Origin of the sequence: Streptomyces sp. KLMMK, from assembly GCF_036961605.1 — a bacterium.
GTDB classification, from domain to species: Bacteria; Actinomycetota; Actinomycetes; order Streptomycetales; family Streptomycetaceae; genus Streptomyces; species Streptomyces telluris.
Window position 1 is genome coordinate 1 of record NZ_JBAMDC010000481.1, and the last position, 4,368, is coordinate 4,368.

A 4,368-nucleotide genomic window follows, 5' to 3' on the forward strand; every position below is an offset into this window, starting at 1 on the left:
GGAGGCCGCCGAGAGCCTGACCGCCCTGTCGGACGCGGCCCGCGCCCGGCACACCAACCGCGGCCCGTACGACGAGCGGCCCCTGGCCCCGGAGCTCCTCGGCGACCTCGCGCGCCACGCACCCACCGGGGGGCCCGCGACGGATCTCCGCCACCTGACAGATCGTCATGATCGCGATGTCTTCGCGGACTTCCTCGCCCGCCACGGAGGGATCGATTTCAGCCACCCGGCGGCGTGGCGGGAAACCCACTCGTACATCCGCTGGAGCCCGGCGGCGGTGCGCGCCCACGGCGACGGCTTCCCCGTGACCCAGCTTTTCGGGCCAATGTCGGCCCGGCAGCGGCTCGCGAAGCGGATCGCCCTGTCCCCGCCGGTCATGAAATTCCTGTGCCGCTTCGGCTACGACCGGTCGCTCGCCGGAGGGCTGGCCGCCGGGATCCGCCGTACCCCCGCCGTCGTGCTGATGAGCTTCGCGGAGGAAGCCCCCGGGGTGGCCGACGCCTTCCGGGGCGGCGCGCGCATCGCCGACTACTGGCTGCACGCGGCCACCGCCGGGCTGGCCCTGCACCCCCTGAGCGTCGTCATGCAGCACGACCCCCTGCGGGCGATGCTCCAGGAGCAACTGGGCCTGTCGGGCAGGCTCTTCTTCGTCAGCCGTGTCGGCCGGCCCCGTACGGTCTTCCCTCCGGCGCCCCGGAGCACCGGAGCGGCCGATCACCGCACGGTCTGAAAGGACCCGCCGCACACTCCGGACTACGCAGTGCAGGAAGGGGCAATCCGGGCCGGCCGGCTCGTCCGCGGGCCTGCCGGAAAAACAGCGGAACATTCCGGCCAGGCCCGGAACCCGTACGTCGCGCGGTCGGGGATACTGCTCCTTCCCGCCGCCTTTACCGTGACATATTTCCCGCCAAAACCTGGCGGGACGCCCGGCCGTCAGTTGCCGCTGGCGTACAGTCGGGTGAGACGTTCAGGGGGATGCCGTGGCCACGGAGATGACGTCATTGAGCCATCGGACCGCCGGCGGGGGGACTTGGGTGGTCTTCACCCCCACTACCCCGTCGGCCACAATAGCGCCTGCTCCCCGAAGCGACTCCGTTCGGAAGCGTTCCGTTAACTGGAAGCAGGCTCGATGAGTATGCGCATACTGCTGTGCTGCGACAAGCTCATCCTGGGAGCGGGTATGCAGGCACTGCTGGGCCAGCACGGCCTGGAAGCACACACGAAAACGTCCGTGCGCAGCACGGTGGCGGCCGCCAAGGAGATGGCTCCGGATGCCATTGTCGTGGTGGCCCCGGCACTCAGCATCGACGACACCAGTGAACTCGCCGAACTCTCCCGGATGGCCAAGGTCATCCTCCTCGCCCGGCCCGACACGACCCCCAGGGCCTTCGAGGCCCTGCGCATCGGCGTGCGGGCCGTGCTCTCCTTGGAGGATCCGCCCGAGGAGCTGATCCGCATGATCAAGACGGTCATCGAGGTCGACGCCATGGTCGCCCCGCTGACCGCCCGCAAGGCCCTCGACCAGCTCCGCACCGAGCAGCCCCCGGCCCCCGCACCGCCGCCGGCCGGCTCCCTGACCCCGCGCGAGGCCGAGGTGATGCTGCTGCTCGCGCAGGGCCGGTCGAATGCGGAGATCGCCGAGAAGCTCTCCATCTCCAACACGACGGTCCGCTCCCACGTCCACCACGTCCTGCGCAAGCTGGATGCGGGGACGCGTGCCCGCGCGGTGGCCATCGCCTACGAGACGGGGCTGATCGACGCCATGGAACGGCAGGCGCAGGGCCGCCTCTGAAGGCCCGCCGCGCGGAGCCCGTCAGCCCGCCGCGACCCGGTATCCGGGCTCCACGCGGACTCCGCTCATTTCGTCCACGACCTCGGCCATTCCCTCGAAATCGGAGACCAGCCGGCCGAAGGCGTCGCTTGTCGTGTCCCGTTCGAAATCGGCCCGGCTGCTCACCCCGATGACTTCGAAGAAGTGAACGGGAGCCGCCGGGTCCGCGGATACCCGCTGCACGCTGAATGACAGCACGCTCGGGAGTTCCGGGCAGGTGGCGTAGTCGGTCTCCTTGACCCAGGTTTCGAAACGGGCGGGAGTGACGTTCGGACGGAGCCGAATTCGGTGCACAATCATGTCCACGACGCCGGAAATCCCCTCTGGATTCTCTTGCGGTTCAGTACGGCAAGCCGGTCCGGTATCGGCGGCCGGGGCAACATCAGCGGCGCTTCCGGAAACGGCGTCCGCCCAGGCCCAGCGCCCGGGCCGCATTGTTCTTCTGGATCTCGTTCGTGCCGGAGAAGATGCGGGAGGGCAGCGCGTCCCGCAGAAACGTCTCGGCCTCGCCGCCGAGGATCCCGAGGGCGCCGCGCAACTGCACCGCGTCCAGCCCGAGCTGCACCGCCGCCTCGCTCACCGCGACCTTGGCCAGGGCGGGCGCGACCTCGTCGTCGCTGCCCGCGGCCAGCCCGCACGCGGCCTTGTACAGCAGCAGCCGGGCCGACTCCAGGCGGATCGTCATGTCGACGAGGCGGTGGCTGACGGCCTGGAAGCCACCGATGGCCGAGCCGAACTGCTCCCGCTCCCGGGCGTAGTCCACCGTCGACTCCAGCACGCGCTGCATCGCCCCGACGTAGGTGGCGAACAGACAGGTGCGCTCCCACTTCATCGAGGACGAGAAGATGCTCGCCCCGGCGCCCTCCTCGCCGAGCACGTTCGCCGCCGGCACCACGCAGTCCGCGAGGTGCACGTCGGCCATCGGCGAGCCCCGCAGACCGACCTTGTCGTAGCGCGGGCCCACGGTCAGACCGGGCGTGCCGGCCTCCACGACGAAGGTGGTCAGGCCGAAGAAGCCGCCGCCGGGCGACGTCGCCGCCTGCAGGACGAACACGTCGGCGACGGGGGAGTTGGTGGTGAAGCACTTGCTGCCGTTGATCACGTACGCGTCGCCCTGCCGCACGGCGCGCGTCTGCAGGTTCAGGGCGTCGGACCCGGCGTGCGGCTCGGTGATGGCGTGCGCCGCGATCGCCTCACCCGAGGCGAGCGGCGGCAGCCAGCGCTGCTTCTGCTCCTCGCTGCCGAACTCGGTGACCGGCATGACGGCGGCGAACAGGTGCGCGGCCACGGAGAAGGCGAAGCCCTGGTCGGCGCAGCCGTAGCCGAGGGCCTCCATCAAAGCCGCGGTGGTGACGGCGTCGAGGCCGCTGCCGCCGTACGCGGCGGGCACGCTCGCGCCCACGATGCCCTGCTTCCCCGCGAGCTGCCAGCGGCGCCGGAACTCCTCCGGGTCGTGCGCCGCCGTGCCGTCGCCGAGGTCGCGCCTGGCGAAGCGCACGACCATGTCGCGCATCTCCGCGGTCTCGGTGTCGAATTCGAAGTTCATCGTGGCCCGTCCAGGTGTTCCTCGATCAGCACGTGATAGTTGATGCCGCCGGTGCCGAAGGAGCTCACGCCCGCCCGGCGCGGCCGGCCGGGGGCGGACTCCCAGGGCGCCGTCCCGGTGGAGACGCGCGCGGGGATGCGGTCCAGGTCCAGTTCCGGGCTGACGGCGGTCAGGCCCGCGTTGGCCGGCAGCACCCCGGTCCGCAGGGCGTAGAGCGCCCGCAGCAGCCCGGCGCCGCCCGCCGCCGCGAAGGTGTGGCCGAAGAACGACTTGGCGGAGCCGATCTCCAGCGGGCGCCGCCGGTGCGGGCTCGCGTACACCCGCGCCGCCGCGGCGATCTCGACCCGGTCGCCGACCCGGGTGCCGGTGCCGTGCGCCTCCAGGTAGCCGACGTCCGCCGGGTCGAAGCCCGCCTGCCCGAAGGCCTGGCGCATGGCCCGCACCTGCCCGTCCACGTCCGGCGCGATCAGGGACTTCGCGTCGTTCGACGCCCCGATCCCGCGCAGCAGCCCGTGGATCGCGTCCCCGTCGCGCCGCGCGTCCGCGTACCGCTTGAGCAGGAAGAGCGCGCAGCCGTCCCCCGGGGTGAAGCCGTCGGCCGCGGTGTCGAAGGGGGTGATGCGCTCGTGCGAGAGCAGCCCCAGGGCCGAGCACAGCACCATGTCGCGGGCATTGCAGGGCAGTTCGACGCCGCCCGCCAGCGCGTAGTCCACGCTGCCGGAGCGCAGCCGGCCCACGGCCACGTCCAGCGCCGCGAGCGAGGACGCGCACGCCGCCTCGATCCCCAGCGGCACGGCGTCCAGGCCGTACTCGTTGGCGATCACCGCGGCGACGCCCCCGGCGAGGGAGCCGTCGAGGTCCTCCGGCCCGCCCGGGGCCGGGTCCCCGGCGTACCGCTCGCGGACCAGGTCGAGCAGGGTGGCCACCCCCGTCGCGTCCAGGTGCCCGAGCGCCGCGAGCCCGCCGACGGCCGCCTCGACCTCGCTCAGGG

Annotated in this window: 4 protein-coding genes and 1 pseudogene; 2 read left to right on the forward strand and 3 right to left on the reverse strand. The window is 72.1% G+C overall.

Annotation, left to right across the window (positions count from 1 at the left end; translation table 11 throughout):
• Positions 1-730 (forward strand): annotated as a pseudogene (locus tag V7793_RS34070) (RedV protein); the annotation flags it as partial.
• A 399-nt stretch (positions 731-1,129) separates the two neighbouring features.
• Positions 1,130-1,792 carry a response regulator transcription factor gene (locus V7793_RS34075; protein WP_168094802.1) on the forward strand — a complete coding sequence of 221 codons (663 nt, stop codon included), beginning with the start codon at positions 1,130-1,132 and terminating at the stop codon, positions 1,790-1,792.
• Positions 1,793-1,813: 21 nt separating this feature from the next.
• Here V7793_RS34075 and V7793_RS34080 read toward each other — a convergent pair whose 3' ends face one another.
• The 3 genes from V7793_RS34080 to V7793_RS34090 all read right to left on the reverse strand — a co-directional run.
• Positions 1,814-2,131 carry a RedY protein gene (locus V7793_RS34080; RefSeq protein ID WP_336013566.1) on the reverse strand — a complete coding sequence of 106 codons (318 nt, stop codon included), beginning with the start codon at positions 2,129-2,131 and terminating at the stop codon, positions 1,814-1,816.
• Positions 2,132-2,213: 82 nt separating this feature from the next.
• Positions 2,214-3,377 carry an L-prolyl-[peptidyl-carrier protein] dehydrogenase gene (gene redW / locus V7793_RS34085; RefSeq protein WP_336013564.1) on the reverse strand — a complete coding sequence of 388 codons (1,164 nt, stop codon included), beginning with the start codon at positions 3,375-3,377 and terminating at the stop codon, positions 2,214-2,216.
• The coding region (locus V7793_RS34090; RefSeq protein WP_336013565.1) for a beta-ketoacyl [acyl carrier protein] synthase domain-containing protein at positions 3,374-4,368 on the reverse strand (995 nt) is incomplete at its 5' end. The genes redW and V7793_RS34090, both read right to left, overlap by 4 nt.